This is a genomic window from Pseudomonas knackmussii B13 (assembly GCF_000689415.1).
GTDB lineage: Bacteria > Pseudomonadota > Gammaproteobacteria > Pseudomonadales > Pseudomonadaceae > Pseudomonas > Pseudomonas knackmussii.
This window is the reverse complement of sequence record NZ_HG322950.1, coordinates 6,041,703-6,057,367: the sequence shown is the minus strand read 5'-3', so window position 1 is coordinate 6,057,367 and position 15,665 is coordinate 6,041,703. Positions and strand designations below refer to the sequence as shown.

The 15,665-nt window shown below is 67.1% G+C and carries 15 protein-coding genes; 11 read left to right on the top strand and 4 right to left on the bottom strand.

What is annotated here, in order from left to right; all coding sequences use genetic code 11:
* Positions 1 to 94 precede the first annotated feature (94 nt).
* From etfB to zapA, 3 genes are all read left to right on the top strand, one after another.
* Positions 95 to 868: an electron transfer flavoprotein subunit beta gene (gene etfB / locus PKB_RS28215; protein WP_043256587.1), complete on the top strand. Its 774-nt coding sequence runs from the start codon at positions 95 to 97 to the stop codon at positions 866 to 868.
* 309 nt (positions 869 to 1,177) lie between these two features.
* Positions 1,178 to 1,408: a hypothetical protein gene (locus tag PKB_RS28210; RefSeq protein ID WP_043256583.1), complete on the top strand. Its 231-nt coding sequence runs from the start codon at positions 1,178 to 1,180 to the stop codon at positions 1,406 to 1,408.
* Complete coding sequence (gene zapA, locus PKB_RS28205) at positions 1,405 to 1,701, top strand: cell division protein ZapA (RefSeq protein ID WP_043256581.1); 297 nt, start codon at positions 1,405 to 1,407, stop codon at positions 1,699 to 1,701. The genes PKB_RS28210 and zapA overlap by 4 nt, the downstream gene beginning before the upstream one ends.
* A 1,060-nt stretch (positions 1,702 to 2,761) precedes the next feature.
* Here zapA and aspA read toward each other — a convergent pair.
* Complete coding sequence (aspA, locus tag PKB_RS28200; RefSeq protein ID WP_043256580.1) at positions 2,762 to 4,186, bottom strand: aspartate ammonia-lyase; 1,425 nt, start codon at positions 4,184 to 4,186, stop codon at positions 2,762 to 2,764.
* 222 nt (positions 4,187 to 4,408) lie between these two features.
* Between aspA and PKB_RS28195 the strand changes: the two genes are divergently transcribed.
* The 4 genes from PKB_RS28195 (at position 4,409) to PKB_RS28180 (ending at position 9,541) form a co-directional block, all read left to right on the top strand.
* Positions 4,409 to 5,323, top strand: coding sequence for a LysR substrate-binding domain-containing protein (locus tag PKB_RS28195; protein ID WP_043256579.1), 915 nt, complete (start codon positions 4,409 to 4,411; stop codon positions 5,321 to 5,323).
* Positions 5,324 to 5,433: 110 nt separating this feature from the next.
* The gene (locus PKB_RS28190) at positions 5,434 to 6,024 is read left to right on the top strand and encodes an RNA polymerase sigma factor (RefSeq protein WP_043256578.1); all 591 of its coding nucleotides are present in this window, start codon (positions 5,434 to 5,436) and stop codon (positions 6,022 to 6,024) included.
* Positions 6,014 to 7,006: a FecR family protein gene (locus PKB_RS28185; RefSeq protein ID WP_043256572.1), complete on the top strand. Its 993-nt coding sequence runs from the start codon at positions 6,014 to 6,016 to the stop codon at positions 7,004 to 7,006. Before PKB_RS28190 ends, PKB_RS28185 begins: the two co-directional genes overlap by 11 nt.
* Before the next feature lie 114 nt (positions 7,007 to 7,120).
* Positions 7,121 to 9,541 carry a TonB-dependent siderophore receptor gene (locus PKB_RS28180; RefSeq protein WP_043256570.1) on the top strand — a complete coding sequence of 807 codons (2,421 nt, stop codon included), beginning with the start codon at positions 7,121 to 7,123 and terminating at the stop codon, positions 9,539 to 9,541.
* A gap of 269 nt (positions 9,542 to 9,810) precedes the next feature.
* On the opposite strand, the gene adhP is transcribed toward PKB_RS28180, so the two are convergent.
* Positions 9,811 to 10,845, bottom strand: coding sequence for an alcohol dehydrogenase AdhP (gene adhP / locus PKB_RS28175; protein ID WP_043256567.1), 1,035 nt, complete (start codon positions 10,843 to 10,845; stop codon positions 9,811 to 9,813).
* 311 nt (positions 10,846 to 11,156) lie between these two features.
* Here adhP and purE point away from each other — a divergent pair, with 311 nt between their 5' ends.
* From purE to PKB_RS28155, 4 genes are all read left to right on the top strand, one after another.
* The gene (purE, locus tag PKB_RS28170) at positions 11,157 to 11,648 is read left to right on the top strand and encodes a 5-(carboxyamino)imidazole ribonucleotide mutase (RefSeq protein ID WP_043256566.1); all 492 of its coding nucleotides are present in this window, start codon (positions 11,157 to 11,159) and stop codon (positions 11,646 to 11,648) included.
* Positions 11,649 to 11,704: 56 nt separating this feature from the next.
* Positions 11,705 to 12,790 (top strand): 5-(carboxyamino)imidazole ribonucleotide synthase, encoded by a 1,086-nt coding sequence (locus tag PKB_RS28165; protein WP_043256564.1) that lies wholly within the window; start codon positions 11,705 to 11,707, stop codon positions 12,788 to 12,790.
* Between the two features lie 106 nt (positions 12,791 to 12,896).
* Positions 12,897 to 13,142 carry a GlsB/YeaQ/YmgE family stress response membrane protein gene (locus PKB_RS28160; RefSeq protein WP_043256563.1) on the top strand — a complete coding sequence of 82 codons (246 nt, stop codon included), beginning with the start codon at positions 12,897 to 12,899 and terminating at the stop codon, positions 13,140 to 13,142.
* Positions 13,143 to 13,310: 168 nt separating this feature from the next.
* On the top strand, positions 13,311 to 13,853 hold the full coding sequence (locus PKB_RS28155; RefSeq protein ID WP_043256562.1) for a DUF3299 domain-containing protein: 543 nt from the start codon (positions 13,311 to 13,313) through the stop codon (positions 13,851 to 13,853).
* A gap of 124 nt (positions 13,854 to 13,977) precedes the next feature.
* Here PKB_RS28155 and PKB_RS28150 read toward each other — a convergent pair whose 3' ends face one another.
* Positions 13,978 to 14,889 (bottom strand): D-hexose-6-phosphate mutarotase, encoded by a 912-nt coding sequence (locus tag PKB_RS28150; RefSeq protein ID WP_043256561.1) that lies wholly within the window; start codon positions 14,887 to 14,889, stop codon positions 13,978 to 13,980.
* An 82-nt stretch (positions 14,890 to 14,971) separates the two neighbouring features.
* Complete coding sequence (locus PKB_RS28145; RefSeq protein ID WP_043256559.1) at positions 14,972 to 15,655, bottom strand: GNAT family N-acetyltransferase; 684 nt, start codon at positions 15,653 to 15,655, stop codon at positions 14,972 to 14,974.
* Positions 15,656 to 15,665: the final 10 nt, after the last annotated feature.

Here is a 15,665-nt window from a genome sequence, read left to right as displayed (position 1 = left end):
CCGTAGGGCGCATGACCGCAAGGCGGTCATGCGCCGTCCCCGGTACTTCGGCGGATAACCCTGCGGGTTATTCGCCCTACTTCGAGGTTGCGGTATGACCGACCTGAACATCATCGCCCTGGTCTCCATCGGCGCCCACCCGGCCTCCGGCCGCGCGCGCCGCGCCGAGCAGGACGCCCGCGCGGTCGAACTCGGCCTGCGCCTGGCCGGCAAGCGCCTGCAGGTGCTGCACGCTGGCAACCCGCAGGAAGAAGCGCTGCGCAGCTACCTGGGCATGGGCCTGGACGAGCTGGCCGTACTCGAACAACCGGCCGGCGCCGACGCCCTGCCGGCGCTCGCCGACTACCTGGACAACGCCAAGGCCCAGCTGGTGCTCACCGGCAGCCAGGCGGAAACCGGCGAAGGCTCCGGCATGCTGCCGTTCCTGCTCGCCGAGCGCCTGGGCTGGCCGCTGGTGGTGGGCCTGGCCGAAGTGGAGAAAGTCGAAGGCGGCAGCGCCCAGGTCCTGCAGGCCCTGCCGCGCGGCCAACGGCGTCGGCTGAAGGTGCGCCTGCCCTTCGTCGCCAGCGTCGACAACGCCGCACCCGTGGCGCGCCAGAGCGCCTTCGGCCCGGCGCGACGTGGCTTCATCGAGGCCCACGAAGTGGAAATCCTCGACGACGAACTGCTCGCCGACAGCAGCCTGCAACCGGCCCGCCCGCGGCCCAAGCGGCTCAAGGTGATCAAGGCCAAGACTGGCGCCGAACGCATGAAGGCCGCGACTGCCAAGGCTTCCGGCGGCGGCGGGCAGGTGCTCAAGGACCTCAGCGCGGAAGCGGGCGCCGAAGCCATCTTCAAGCTGCTGCGCGAGGAAGGCGTTATCCGCTGAATCGCGTAGCTCACTACTGTAGGAGCGGGCCATGCCCGCGATTCGCGCGCATGGCGCGCTCCTACGGTTGTATTTGGACAGGTCGTGAACCTATCCAGATGTCCAATTCGGCACGGCGCTCGTTGCAGCATGGGTTTCGCTTCGCTCAACGCCATCCTACGTCGCCATGTGGTTGAAATGGCGCGAAAAATCGCGTCTAAGCCATTGAATTGACAGCATACTTTCCGTCCGGAAAACGTGATTTTCCCTGGCCGGAACGGGTGCTTTTCTTTATCCTCCGCGACCTTTCAAACGGCCTCGGAGACTCCCATGCTCGACAGCACAATCGAACAGCTCGAAACCCTGGTGGCTGAGCTGCTGCAGCAGAACCAGCAACTGGCCAACGACAACGCGCAACTGCGCGACAGCCTGGGCAAGGCCAGCGAAGAAAACGACGCCCTGCAGCTGCAACTGATGGAACAGGAAGAGAAGCACAGCGCCACCGCCGTGCGCCTGCAGGCCCTGGTCCAGCGCGTCAGCGATAGCCGCGCCAGCGCATGAAGAACGACGGCGTGCGCGTCCTGCGCATCCTCGGCCGCGAGTACAGCGTCAAGGCGCCGGCCGGCGAGGAGGGCGCCCTGCAGGAGGCCGCCGCATTGCTGCAGGCGGAAATCTCCGCCAACAAGCAGAAATTCCCCTACGTCACCGCCAACGAGCTGTTGCTGCTCAGCGCGTTGAACCTCTGCGCGCGCCAGCTGGCGCCGCGCGAGGACGAGGGCGACGAGGGCGAGGCGGTGCAACGCCTGACCGCCCTCAACCGGCGCATCCTCGCGCACCTGCAGTCGCAGGATTGACCCCCGCGTCTCGGCATGGCGGATAACCGCTTCGCGGTTATCCCCCTACGCCACCCGCTTCGGCCCCCGTAGGAGCGGATCTCATCCGCGAAAATCCCAGCACCGATTCCGGCCTGTAGGAGCGCGCCGTTCGCGCGATTCGCGGACAAGGTCCGCTCCTACGAAAGCGTAAGCGCGCTTCGCTCTTGGGACTTCCAGAGAAACGTCCGCGCACTCCGGACTGCCCCTTACAGAAGGCCGAGCTAAGCCCTCGCAGAGGAGGTTGCGCGACATGGATGTCGCAAAAGCCACGATCAGTACAGGGACGTACTGTCGGGGCGGCCTCCGGCGCTTTGGTTACTTTCTGGCGTTTGAGAAAGTGACTCGCCCGAGGGGGCGAAACAAGAAACATCCGAGCACGCCGAAGCGGCGCATACACACAGGGCTATAAATGCCTTTTTCGTAAATGGGGGGCCAAGCGTCTTGTCCGGCGTAGCGCGCCGCATTGGCGTTTGTGGATGTCTTTTGTTTCGCCCCCTCGGGCGACCTACTTTGGCAAGCGGTGGGACGCCACCCCGGCCCAAAGTAGGCAAAGGTCTGTGCCCCACCATACGGGCCCGATGAAGCCGGGCTACCCTCACGAACTCCCCCGCACCGGAGGCCCGCCCCGAAAGTACGTCCCTGTACAAATCGGGGCTTGTGCGACATCCATGTCGCCCGACCTCCTCTACGGGGGTTTCGCTCGGCCTTCTGAAAGGGGCGTTCGGCGTGCTCGGAGGTTTCTCTGGAAGTCTCAAGAGCCGGAGCCGGAGCCGGAGGCATGGCTGGGTGTTGGGCGTATGACCGTTCGCGGTTATTCGCCACCAAATCGCAGACAAAAAAAGGGGACACCACTTCCGTGGCATCCCCGTGAATGGAGAGAGGGCTGAATGTCCTCTCGACCGGTGAGACGTGGCGCTTCGGGTGAACCCGTCGCGCCGGGCATAAAAGAAGGGAAGGGGGGTGACCCGACCCTGAAGGGTGGAGAGCGGGTACTGCTCTCCGACCGGTGAGACGTGCCCGGCTCGCGCCGGGCGGTGTATCAGGCGCTGAGCGGGAGCAGGCGCGGAGCGATCATGTTCTCCGGGCGCAGGATGTCCGCCAGGGTTTCCTCGTCCAGCAGCTTCTCCTCGCGCACCAGTTCCAGGACGCCGCGGCCGGTTTCCAGCGCGGTCTTGGCGATACGGGTGGCGTTCTCGTAGCCGATGTACGGGTTGAGCGCGGTGACCAGGCCGATGCTGTGCTCCACCAGCTGGTGGCAGCGCTCGACGTTGGCGGTGATGCCGGTGATGCAGTGCTCGCGCAGCATGTCCATGGCGCGTTGCAGCAGGCGGATCGAGTCGAAGATCTTGTAGGCGATCAGCGGCTCCATCACGTTCAGCTGCAGCTGGCCGCCTTCGGCAGCGATGGTCAGCGCCAGGTCGTTGCCCATGATCTCGAAGGCGACCATGTTGACCGCTTCCGGGATCACCGGGTTGACCTTGCCCGGCATGATCGAGCTGCCCGGCTGGCGAGCCGGCAGGTTGATCTCGTTGATGCCGGTGCGCGGGCCGCTGGAGAGCAGGCGCAAGTCGTTGCAGATCTTCGACAGCTTGACCGCGGTGCGCTTGAGCATGCCGGAGAACAGCACGAAGGCGCCCATGTCGGAGGTGGCTTCGATCAGGTCGGCGGCCGGGACGACCGGGTGGCCGCTGATGGCTGCCAGGCGCTCGACGGCGATCTTCTGGTAGCCCGGGTCGGCGTTGATGCCGGTGCCGATGGCGGTGCCGCCGAGGTTCACTTCGGTCAGCAGTTCCGGAGCCAGGCGGCGCAGGCGGTCGAGGTCTTCGCCCAGGGTGGTGGCGAAGGCCTGGAATTCCTGACCGAGGGTCATGGGTACGGCGTCCTGCAGCTGGGTACGACCCATCTTCAGTACGTGGGCGAACTCCTTGCCTTTGGCAGCGAACGCCTGGATCAGGCTGTCGAGGCTGGCCAGCAGGGTGTCGTGGCCGAGCAGCAGGCCCAGGCGAATGGCGGTCGGGTACGCGTCGTTGGTCGACTGCGCCATGTTCACGTCGTTGTTCGGGTGCAGGTACTTGTACTCGCCCTTGGCGTGACCCATCGCTTCGAGGGCGATGTTGGCGATCACTTCGTTGGCGTTCATGTTGGTGGAAGTACCGGCACCGCCCTGGATCATGTCCACCACGAACTGGTCGTGGAAGTCACCGCGGATCAGGCGAGCGCAGGCTTCGCTGATGGCGGCGTGCTTCTCGTCCGACAGGTGACCCAGCTTGTGGTTGGCATCGGCCGCGGCCTGCTTGACCATCGCCAGCCCGACGACCAGTTTCGGGTAGTGCGACAGCGGCACACCGGTCAGGCGGAAGTTGTTCACAGCGCGCAGGGTCTGAATGCCGTAGTAGGCGTCAGAAGGTACTTCGAGGGTGCCGAGGAGGTCTTTCTCGATGCGGAACGATGCAACAGGGGACATGACGTGTTTTGTCTCAGGAGGACACGGCCAGCGCCGCGATGCCCATAAGACTAAGGATTACGCCGATTGTCGGCCAATGCTGTTGGAAGCTGCCTCATGCACAATCGGCATAATGTATTCTGTGACGACCTGATGACGGCGAGCGTGTCGGCATGCTACGCGTGCCCGCTCTTCATCTGACCAATCGATCAAGACCGCCCCGCCTGCGCGAGAGGAACCGACGTGAACCTGGAAACCAAATGGCTGGAGGATTTCAGCGTCCTCGCCACCACCCGCAGTTTCTCCCAGGCGGCGGAAAAACGCTTCGTCACGCAGCCGGCGTTCAGCCGGCGCATCCGCAGCCTCGAAGACGCCCTCGGCCTGACCCTGGTGAACCGCCAGCGCACGCCCATCGAGCTGACCGAGGCCGGGCAGCTGTTCCTGGTCACCGCGCGGGCGGTGGTCGAGCAGCTCGGCCAGGTCGTGCGCCACCTGCATCACCTGGAGGGCGGGCAGGGCGAAGTGCTGCAGTTCGCCGCCGCGCACTCGCTGGCGCTGGGCTTCTTCCCCAGTTGGATCGCGCGCCTGCGCAACGAAGGGCTGAATATCGCCAGCCGTTTGGTCGCGACCAACGTCGGCGAGGCGGTGCACCTGCTTCGCGAAGGCGGCTGCGACCTGATGCTGGCGTTCTACGACCCGGACGCCGCGTTGCAGATGGACCCGGAAGTCTTCCCCTCTCTGCACCTGGGCCGCACCGAGATGTTGCCGGTGTGCGCGGTGAATTCCGGCGGCGTGCCGTTGTACGACCTCGACGGTGGCCAGAGCGTGCCGTTGCTGGCCTATAGCGCCGGCGCCTTCCTCGGCCGCGGCGTCAACCTGCTGCTGCGCCAGCGCAACCTGCGCTACACCACGGTCTACGAGACGGCGATGGCCGACAGCCTAAAAAGTATGGCCTTGCAGGGAATGGGCGTGGCCTGGGTGCCGCGCCTGAGCATGGAGTCGGAGCTGGCGCGCGGCGAGCTGGCCGTATGCGGCGGCCCGCACTGGATCGTGCCGCAGGAGATCCGCCTGTACCGCTGCGCACTGGTGAAGAAGGCGCAGATCCGCCTGCTCTGGCGCAAGCTGGAAGGCGGGCTGGGGCTGGGCGAGACAGCCTGAGTCGCTCCGGGGACTGACAGGTTTACTTGATAAGCATTATCATTCGCGCCTTTCCCGGGCCTCTCCCAGCGCCAGTCCGGCGCGGCCCCTGGCGAGCCTGCAGTCCCCCGATGTCCAACCACGAACTCCCCGTCCGGCCGCTGGCCGATTCGACGGCGTCCGGTGATACGGCGCAGCGCGAGGACTTCCTGCGCGTGTTCCTCAGCCAGCGACCGCGCCTGGAGGCCCTGGTGCAGCGCCGCGTCGGCTGCCGGGCGACGGCTGCGGACCTGGTCCAGGAGCTGTTCCTGCGCTTCTGGAAGCGCCCGCAGGCGCCGGTGGAGGAGCTGGGTAGCTACCTGCTGCGCAGCGCGCGCAACCTGGCCATCGACCACCTGCGCGGCGAGGACTCGCGCGGGCGCACCCTGAGCGCACTGCTGCCCGACGAGGGCGAGGCGCAACCTTCCCCGGAACAGGCGGTGCAGGCTGGCGCCGAACTGGCGCGCATCGAGGCTGCGTTGCGAGCGCTGCCCGAGCGCACCCGTCACGTGTTCCTGCTCAGCCGCGTGCATGGCCGCACCTACGGCGAGATCGCCGAGGCCATGGGCGTCACCCGCAGCGCGGTGGAAAAACATATGATGCGCGCCCTCGACGCCTGCAAGGCGAGCCTGGAGCCCGCCGCAGCGGCGCCCCGCCGCGGAGCCACCGACCATGACGCCTGATACCCTGATTCCCCCGGCTGCCCGGCAGCAAGCGCGGCAGTGGCTGCTGCGCCGGCGCGAAGAGGCGGGGCAGGGCGTCGCCGAGTTTCAGCGTTGGCTGGAAGCCGATCCGGCACATGCACCGGCCTACGCCGAGGCCGAAGCACTCTGGCGTGCCTGCGAGCACCCGGCGCAGGCCCTGGCGGCGGAAGAGGCGGATGCCTTGCAGGGCTATCTCAACGCCATGCAGCGAGCGCCGCAGCGCCGCCGCAGCAATCCCCGGCGCTGGGTTTACCCGCTCGCCAGCGCCGCCTGCCTGCTCGCGATGCTCTGGGCCGGTGGCTGGTGGACGCCGGGGCATTGGCTGACCGACCTGTCCGCCGACTACGTCAGCGCGCCCGGAGAAGTGCGCGAACTGACGCTGGCGGACGGTTCGCAACTGACCCTCGACGCCGACAGCGCGGTGGCGGTGTCCCTCCATGGCCACACGCGCCGTGTCGAGCTGTTGCGCGGCGCTGCTTCCTTCGCCGTGAAGCACCTGTCCAAGCCTTTCGTGGTGTGCGTGGGAGAAGGCGAGGCGCAGGTGCTGGGCACCGAGTTCGAAGTCCGCCGGCTGGGCGAGCAGACCCGCGTCACCGTGGCCGAGGGACGCGTCGCCGTGCGCGCCAGCCGGGCTGCCGGCGCGCCCGAAGTGGTGCTCGGCGCTGGCGAGCAGGTGGCCTTCGCGGCGCAACTGGGCACGCCGGAAAGCGCCGACAGCCGCGCCGCGCTGGCCTGGCGCCAGGGCTGGCTGAACTTCTACCGCGTGCCCCTGGGCGAGGTGCTGGAGCGTCTGGCGCCCTACTACCCGGGACGCATCCTGCTGCTCGATGGCGAGCTGGCGCAGCGCCGGGTCAGCGGCAGCTTCCCCAGTGGCGACCCGCAGGCCGCGCTGGATGCGCTGCAAGCGGTGGTCGGCTTCCGCCAGCAGCATTGGCTCGGGCGTTGGGTGCTGATTCGCTGAGCACCTGAAAAATTCTTCGTTGGTTGCTGAGGTACTTCGTGGGCTGCTCCGTGTAGTGGGTATGAATGCGATTTATTCGCAGTTGTTGTTTCCCTTTCGCCCACCGAGAGCCCCATGAAAGCGCAGCCGTCCCGTCGTCCCGCACTGCCCCTGAAACCCCTCGCGCTGGCGCTGTTCAGCGCCCTGGCCGGCGCTGCCGCGTTGCCGTCGAGCGCGGCCCAGCCCGGTGCGCAGTTCGAGGCGCGCTTCGCCTTCGATTTGCCGGCACAGCCTCTACCCCAGGCGCTGGGTGCTTTCAGCCGCGTCACCGGGCTGAGCCTGGTCTACAGCGACGAAGCGCCCTACAGCGTCCAGGCGCCGGCGTTGCGCGGCCAGTACAGCGCCACCGAGGCACTGGAGCATCTGTTGAGCGGCTCCGGCCTGCGCTACCGCGCTCTCGATGGCCGCAGCCTGACCCTGGAACGCATTCCCGGCGACGCCCTGAACCTGGGCGAGACCACGGTTTCCGCGCAGGCCGAAGCGCAGGGCTACCTGCCGGCGCCGGTCAGCGCCATCGGCCGCAGCGACACGCCGGTGCTGGAGACCCCGCAGAGCATCGTCAGCGTGCCGGAGCAGGTGCTGCGCGACCAGAAGCCGCGCAACCTCGACGACGCCCTCGGCAATGTCAGCGGCATCACCCAGGCCAACACCCTCGGCGGCACCCAGGACGCGGTGATGAAGCGTGGCTTCGGCGACAACCGCGACGGCTCGATCATGCGCGACGGCCTGCCTTCGGTGCTGGGCCGCAACCTCACCGCCAGCGCCGACCATGTGGAGGTGCTGAAGGGCCCGGCCTCGCTGCTCTACGGCATCCAGGACCCGGGCGGGGTGGTCAACGTGGTCAGCAAGAAGCCGCAGCTGGAGCAGCACAACGAAGTCACCCTGCGCGGCTCGACCTATGCCCACGGCAAGCAGGGCAGCGGCGGTCAGCTCGACACTACCGGCGGGCTGGGCGATTCGGGTTTGGCCTATCGGCTGATCGTCGACCAGCAGGACGAGAACTACTGGCGCGACTTCGGCCAGCAGCGCGAAACCCTGGTGGCGCCTTCGCTCGCCTGGTACGGCGACGCCACCACGGTGAACCTCAGCTACGAGCATCGCGAGTTCAAGACGCCCTTCGATCGCGGCACGGCCATCGACCCGCGCACCAACAAGCCATTGGACATCCCGCGCACGCGGCGCCTGGACGAGCCCTTCAACATCACCGAGGGCCGCTCCGACCTGACCCGCCTGGACATCGAGCACCAGCTCGACGAGCAGTGGAAGGCGCATTTCGCCTACGGCTGGACCCGCGAAACCTACGATGACAACCAGGCGCGGGTGACCGCCGTTAATAGCAGCAAGGGCACCGTCACCCGCCGCGTGGATGGCACCCACGGCGCGGTCAGCAGCGACAGCTTCGCCACCGCCGGGCTCAACGGCGACCTGCAATGGGGCGGCTTTCGCCACGAGCTGCTGCTGGGCGTGGACAGCGAGAAGCGCAAGATCTTCCGCGCCGACCTGATCCGCAGCACCAGGACCAATACGCTGGACTACAACGACCCGGTCTACGGCCAGGTAGCACCGGCCACGACGGTCAGCGCCAGCGACAGCGACCAGACCGACAAGCTGCGCAGCGATTCGCTGTTCCTGCAGGATTCCTGGCACCTCGACGAACACTGGATCCTGGTCGCCGGCGGGCGCTACCAGATGTACGACCAGTACGCCGGACGTGGGCGGCCGTTCCAGGCCAACACCGACATCAACGGGCAGAAGTGGGTGCCGCGCGCCGGCGTGGTCTACAAGATCGACGATGAGCTGTCGCTGTATGGCAGCTACACGAAGTCGTTCAAGCCCAACTCGACCATCGCGCCGCTTTCCACCGGCCAGGTGATCGACTCGTCGATCCAGCCGGAGGAGGCCACTTCCTGGGAGATCGGCGCAAAACTCGACATGCCCGAGCGTTTCAGCGGCAACCTGGCGCTGTTCGATATCCGCAAGCGCAACGTGCTGGTCAACCAGCTCGACAGCAATGGCGACACCGTCGTGCGCACCGCCGGCAAGGTGCGCTCCTACGGCGCGGAACTGGACCTGGCGGGCCAGCTCAGCGAGCGCTGGAGCCTGATTGGCAGTTACGCCTGGCTCGACGCGGAAGTCACCGAGGACCCGGAGCTGGAAGGCAACCGCCTGCAGAACGTGGCCAAGCAGACCGCCTCGCTGTCGGCGGTGTACGACGCCGGCTCGATCTTCGGTGGCGACAAGCTGCGCCTGGGCAGCGGCGCCCGCTACGTCGGCAAGCGCGCGGGCGACCCGGCCAACTCCTTCGAGCTGCCGTCCTACACGGTGGCCGATGCCTTCGCCAGCTACGACACCCGGCTCGGCGGGCATGACGTGGGGTTCCAGTTCAACGTGAAGAACCTCTTCGACCGCACCTACTACCCGTCGGCAGCCAATACCTACTACGTGGCAGTGGGCGAGCCGCGGCAGTTCGAGGTGTCGGCTACGGTGGGGTTCTGAGGGGGGGGCGTTCTCCCGGAAGGCTCGGTGCTCAGTGCGACGCCGCCCCTCTCCCCAGCCCTCTCCCTGAAGGGAGAGGGAGCAGTCAGTGCCAGCGTCGATAACGGCTTTAGCTGGAAACGCTGGAGCTGCCGGCTGACGCTGGGATCCCCGAGCGCACCGAACGGTCCCCTCTCCCTTCAGGGAGAGGGTCAGGGAGCGGGTGTTCTCCCAGATAGCGCCATGCCACGCGGGTTCGCGAGCAAGCTCGCTCCTACAAGAGCTTGGGCCTACATCTCAACGACGATCCGCCCCTCGATCTGCCCGGCCTTCATCTTGTCGAAGATGGCGTTGATGTTGTCGAGCTTGTCCGAGCTGACCGTGGCTTTCACCAGGCCTTCGCCGGCGAAGTCGATGGCCTCTTGCAGGTCCGCGCGTGTGCCGACGATGGAGCCGGTGATGTGCAGGCCCTTGAGCACCACGTCGAAGATCGGCGTGGGGAAGTCGCCTGGCGGCAGGCCGACCAGGGAGATGGTGCCGCCGCGGCGGGCCATGCCGATGCCCTGGCCGAAGGCGCTGTTGGACACCGCCGTGACCAGCACACCGTGGGCGCCGCCGATGTCGCGCTGGAGCACTTCGACCGGGTCTTCTTTCTTCGCGTTGACCGTCAGCGTGGCGCCGAGCTTGCGCGCCAGTTCCAGCTTGGCGTCGTCGACGTCGATGGCCGCCACGTGCAGGCCCATGGCGCGGGCGTATTGCACGGCTACGTGGCCGAGGCCGCCGATGCCGGAAATCGCCACCCACTGGCCGGGCCGGGCCTTGGTTTCCTTCAGACCCTTGTACACGGTGACGCCGGCGCAAAGAATCGGGGCGATTTCGAGGAAGCCGACATTTTTCGGCAGGATGCCGACAAAGTTGGGGTCAGCCAGCACATATTCCGCATAGCCGCCGTTCACCGAGTAGCCGGTGTTCTGCTGGTGGGTGCAGAGGGTTTCCCAGCCGGTCAGGCAGTGCTCGCAGCAGCCGCAGGCGGTGTACAGCCAGGGCACGCCGACGCGGTCGCCTTCCTTCACGCGGGTCACCCCGGCGCCCACCGCGGCGACGAAGCCGACGCCCTCGTGGCCGGGAATGAACGGCAGGCTCGGCTTCACCGGCCAGTCGCCCTGGGCGGCGTGCAGGTCGGTGTGGCAGACGCCGGAGGCCTCGATCTTCACCAGGATCTGGCCGGGGCCGGGCAGTGGCACCATGACTTCTTCCAGGCGCAGCGGCGCGCCGAAGCTGTGTACCACCGCGGCTTTCATGGTTTGTGGCAGGGTCGTGGACATGCGTGCTCTCCTTGTGCGAACAAACGAGAAGCGGGCGAAAACCGGCTGCACCGCAGGATCGTTCCAGTCTGGACCCATGAGCCCAGACCACTCATTGAGCTGACGCAAGTCCGCGGCGATTCGCCGATATCCCGGCCTGCTCAACGGTTGACGCGCGGACTCCACGAACGGCGCGGGCTTGCGGTATACTGCGCCGCCTCCGAACCGACCCCGCTCGTCGGTTCGTCCATGTACAAGCCACGCCCGGGTCCGGATTGCGTGGCTTGTTGGTTTTTGACGCGCACCCGAGCGCACTACCTAGAGGCACGATGATGAGCGTACTGGTTGGCGTGATCATGGGCTCCAAGTCCGACTGGAGCACCCTCAGTCACACCGCGGACATGCTGGACAAGCTGGGCATTCCCTACGAAGTGAAGGTGGTTTCCGCCCACCGCACTCCCGACCTGCTGTTCCAGTACGCCGAAGAGGCCGAAGGCCGTGGCATCGAGGTGATCATCGCCGGTGCCGGCGGTGCCGCCCACCTGCCGGGCATGTGCGCGGCCAAGACCCACCTGCCGGTGCTCGGCGTGCCGGTCCAGTCGTCCATGCTCTCGGGCGTCGATTCGCTGCTGTCGATCGTGCAGATGCCCGCGGGCATCCCGGTCGCCACCCTGGCCATCGGCAAGGCCGGCGCGACCAACGCCGCTCTGCTGGCGGCGAGCATCCTCGGCGGCAAGTATCCGAAGTACCACGTGGCGCTGAAGGAATTCCGCACGACCCAGACCGACATGGTCCTGGACAACCCGGACCCGCGCGAAGCGTGAGCAACGGCTGCCCGGCCGGGCGGCCCTGAACAGCGTTAGGAAGCACAGGCTCGAACATGAAAATCGGTGTCATCGGTGGTGGCCAGCTCGGCCGCATGCTGTCCCTGGCGGGTACCCCGCTGGGCATGAACTTCGCCTTCCTCGATCCGGCGCCGGATGCCTGCGCCCAGGCCCTGGGCGAGCACATCCGCGCCGACTACGGCGACCAGGACCACCTGCGCCAGCTGGCCGACGAAGTCGACCTGGTGACCTTCGAGTTCGAGAGCGTGCCGGCCGAGACCGTGGCCTTCCTCTCGCAGTTCGTGCCGGTCTACCCGAGCGCCGAAGCCCTGCGCATCGCCCGCGACCGCTGGTTCGAGAAGTCCATGTTCAAGGACCTGGGCATCCCGACCCCGGCCTTCGCCGACGTGCAGTCGCAGGCTGATCTCGACGCCGCGGTGGCCAGCATTGGCCTGCCGGCGGTGATGAAGACCCGCACCCTGGGCTACGACGGCAAGGGCCAGAAGGTCCTGCGCAAGCCCGAGGACGTGGTCGGCGCCTTCGCCGAACTGGGCAGCGTGCCCTGCATCCTCGAAGGCTTCGTGCCCTTCACCGGCGAAGTCTCGCTGGTGGCGGTACGCGCCCGCGACGGCGAGACGCGCTTCTACCCGCTGGTGCACAACACCCACGAGAACGGCATCCTGCGCCTGTCCGTCGCCAGCTCCGAGCACCCGCTGCAGGCGCTGGCCGAGGACTACGTCGGCCGCGTGCTGGACAAGCTGGACTACGTCGGTGTGCTGGCCTTCGAGTTCTTCGAGGTCGACGGTGGCCTGAAGGCCAACGAGATCGCCCCGCGCGTGCACAACTCCGGGCACTGGACCATCGAAGGCGCCGAGTGCAGCCAGTTCGAGAACCATGTGCGGGCCATCGCCGGCCTACCGCTGGGCTCCACCGCCAAGGTGGGCGAGAGCGCCATGCTCAACTTCATCGGCGAAGTGCCGCCGGTGGCCGAGGTGCTGAACATCGCCGACTGCCACCTGCATCACTACGGCAAGGCCTTCAAGGCCGGGCGCAAGGTCGGCCACGCCACCCTGCGCAGCGCCGACCTGCCGACCCTGAAGGCGCGCATCGCCGAGGTCGAGGCACTGATCGCCAAGGGCTGACGGCGACGGAGGTCTTTTCTCGATCTCCTACGTTGAACGTCGGGCTTTCCTACACTGTCTGAAAGGGGCGCGCCGTCGGGCGCGTCCATTCACAGGAGGGAATGCCATGGGCTTCATCGGAACCATCGTCATCGGCCTGATCGTCGGCCTCATCGCCCGTTTTCTGAAACCGGGCGACGACAGCATGGGCTGGATCATGACCATCCTGATCGGTATCGGCGGCTCGCTGCTGGCCACCTACGGCGGCCAGGCCGTGGGCATCTACCAGGCCGGACAGACCGCCGGCTTCATTGGCGCGGTGGTCGGTGCCGTGATCCTGCTGGTGATCTACAACAGCCTGAAGAAGAGCTGAGCCACGCCTGTCGGTCGGCGGGCAACGCGCCTGGCGCTGGTCATTTGCCCACCGATCTTCAAGAATGTGCGCCGATTTACCGCCTGCCCGCCCGGGGAGGCGGGTGGTGAAGTCTTTTCTCATCCATTCGTTGCATGGGCCCCCTCGCGGCGCCCGAGAGCCGTTTTCATGCGTCGTATCCTCATCGCTTGCAGCCTGGCGCTGCTCACCGGCCTGGCCCATGCCGCCGACCTCCCGGAAACCGACTGGCTGCAGCTGATGCCGCCCAGCGACCGCAAGGCGCTGGAGGCGATGCCGGACATCGACCACAACAGCCCCGAGTCCGCCGGTACCTTCACCCAGAAGAAGGGCGGCCTGAAGCAGAAGGGCAAACTCGCGCCGGTGATGTACTCGACCAAGACGGTCGCCGCGCTGGACGGCAAGCAGATCCGCCTGGGCGGCTACCCGGTGCCGCTGGCCAACGATGCCAAGGGCCGCGTCACCGAGTTCTTCCTGGTGCCCTACCCGGGCGCCTGCATCCACGTACCGCCGCCGCCGCCGAACCAGATCGTGCTGGTGCGCTACCCCAAGGGCATCAAGATCGACGACATCTACAGCCCGTACTGGGTGACCGGCACGCTGAAGGTGGAGAAGGTCAGCAACGACATGGCCGATGCGGCCTACGCGATGGACGACGCCAAGGTGCGGGCGGTGCAGGACAGCGACCTGTAAAGGCACCGCCCCCGTAGGAGCGGACCTTGTCCGCGAACCTCGACGCACCGAGGTTCCCTGTAGGAGCGGCCCATGGCCGCGATTCGCGCGCATGGCGCGCTCCTACAAGGATGCGGCGTGGCTGTCAGGCCGACAGCGGCGCGCTCCAGATCTCCACGCTCATGGTCTCGCTGCGTCCCGGCGCGACGTTCAGTACATCGTCCCAGACCCGGGCTGTCTCGATGCAGAGCATGTCCTGCCAGGCGTCGTTGGCGAACTGCGAGAGGCGTTGGGATTTGTCCACCCAGGGGTTCCACACCACCGCCGAGCGCGAGTGGCTGGCCTGGATGTGGATGCCGCGCTGCCACTGCGGATCGCGGATCACCAGGGTGCGGTCGACGTCGAGGTAGATGCGGTCTGTTTCGCCCTCGATGCGCACCACGCCGTCCTGGCGGCGTTCCTCCCAGTTCTCCAGGGTCTCGATGTAGCGGCAGCCCTGCAGGCCGTCGATGCTGATCTCGCGGCTGTCGCTGACGGCGAAGTAGGTGTGCAGCGCCTGGCTCACGGCCAGCGGCTTGTCACCGAGGTTGCGGGTGGTCAGCTCCAGGCCCAGGCGTTCGCCGAAGCGCATCACCAGGCTCAGTTCCGCCGCGTGCGGCCAGCCCGGCAGGCCGTGGTGGGCGTCGAATTTCCAGTGCACGGAGAGCGCGCCCTGTTCGTCGGCGATGTCTTCCAGTTGCCAGTCGATGCCGCGCACCAGGCCGTGGGCAGGGGCTTTCTCGCCGTCGAATTCGGTGCGTACTTGCACCGGGTTGCGCGCGAGGTCGCCGAACCAGGGCCAGCACACCGGCGCGCCACCGCGCAGCGATTGCCCATGCTTGTACTCGGCCTGTTCGCTGAGCCACACCAGCGGCGGCTGTTCGTGGGGCTGGTAGCTGAGCATCTGGGCGCCCTGCTGGGCGATCAGTGCTTCGCCGAATTCGGTGTGGATGCGCCAGCAGGGCAGCTCGTCGATCGTCAGCTGTTCGACGCGGGGTGTGGTGTATGCGCTGCTCATGGGGGCCTCCGGCACAGCAAGGGGAAAGGATTCAGTATCACCGATCCCCTTGCGGCCTGGCAGTTCCCCGAAAAGGCTTTTTTCAGGCGCCGCGCAGCGTTTCCAGGCCGCGTTTCTGCCGGCCTTCGGCATCGAAGTTTTCCGGCGCGAGCCACTGCTCGAAGGCGGCCTGGCGCACCGGCCATTCGCTGTCGAGGATGGAGAACCAGGCGCTGTCGCGGTTCTGGTCCTTGACCACCATGTGCTGGCGGAAGGTGCCCTCGTAGACGAAGCCCAGGCGCTCCGCCGCGCGCATGGAACGGGCGTTGCGCGAGTTGCACTTCCATTCCAGGCGGCGGTAGCCCAGGTCGAAGGCGCGCTTGGCCAGCAGGTAGACCGCCTCGGTGGAGGCCGGGCTGCGCTGCATGACGCGGCCGAAGGCGATGTGGCCGATCTCGATCACGCCGTCCTTGGGGGTGATGCGCAGGAAGCTGAGCAGGCCGGTGACGCGCCCGCTCCGGCGTTCGCGCACGGCGTAGAACTGCGGGTCGGCGCTGGCGGCGTTGCCGGCGATCCAGGCGTCGAAGGCGGCGCGCCCGGGGAAGGGGCCGTAGGGCAGGTAGTCCCACAGCAGCGCGTCGGACTCCGGTCCTTGCAGCGCGTCCCAGAGGTCGTTGCCGTGGCGCGCGAGGTCCAGTGGCTCCAGGTCCAGGTAGCGGCCTTTGATTGGCTCGTGGGCCGGAGCGGATACCGGTTGCCAGTGCAGCAGCGGGTGCGAGTCGGTCATGGCGCTTCTC